At 58.1% G+C, this 961-nt stretch carries 1 protein-coding gene; it reads left to right on the forward strand.

Features of this window, described 5'->3' with window-relative positions:
• Window positions 1-135 precede the first annotated feature (135 nt).
• The coding region (locus tag NMG80_RS01215; protein ID WP_436798519.1) for a DUF3300 domain-containing protein at window positions 136-961 on the forward strand (826 nt) is incomplete at its 3' end.

Here is a 961-nt window from a genome sequence, read left to right on the forward strand (position 1 = left end):
AGGAAGCTTTCCATGCCGATCAAGTTCATCAGCGCCAGGCCTGCAGGCCTGGCATCTTCAAGCTCAAGCGTGCGGGCAGGCATCGACAGGCGAAAAGCGCTGCTGCGGGCGACGGCCGTTCTCGCGGGCCTGTCGTTGCTGGTCCTTGCAGCAGCCAGCCCAAACCATTCATACGCCCAGGAGCAAACCTCCTCTGCCGGGACTCCTCACCGCCAGCCGCTGAGCGAAAGGGAAATGGAGGTGTTGGTGGCGCGCATCGCGCTCTATCCCGACGAGTTGGTGGCCGCGATCGCGGCGGCATCTTTGTATCCCCTGCAGATCGTTGAGGCCGAAAGAAATTTGGAGCGGGTCAAGACCGATCCGAAGCTGAAGCCTGACAAGGATTGGGACGGGAGCGTCATCTCGCTCATGAATTATCCCGAGATCGTCAAAATGATGAGCGACGATCTCAAGTGGACGCAACAGCTCGGCGAGGCAGTGGCCTATCACCAAAAGGACATGCTCGAGGCCATCCAGCAGTTGCGCGAAAGAGCGGTTGCCAACGGCATCATCAAGAGCGACGACAAGACCGTGGTCGTCGAGGAGCACGAAAAGGTCATCATCAAGTCGGCCCAGGCAGACAAGGTTTACATACCGGTCTATCGATCAGAGGACCTCTACGATTCGAGCTATGCGTCGAAAAGGGTAAGCTACTACTCCGACTCCTACTCGTCCTACTACGATCCGACCGCCACTTACTACGCCGGTTACGTCACCGGCGCTGCCTGGGCCGCCGCCGTCGACTGGTACGAGGGGGAAACCTGGAGCGGTTACGGCCGCTGGGGTAAAGATGTCGAGATCAACTGCGACGACTGCTTCAACGATCGGACCTTTAACGGCGACATCAGTTTGAACCGGGTTGATTGGACGAAGGTCGATAGCTCCAGAGTAACTTTTGACAAATCACAGCTGACCAGGCTCG

It is taken from the genome of Mesorhizobium escarrei (genome assembly GCF_935825525.1).
Classification (GTDB): Bacteria; Pseudomonadota; Alphaproteobacteria; order Rhizobiales; family Rhizobiaceae; genus Mesorhizobium; species Mesorhizobium escarrei.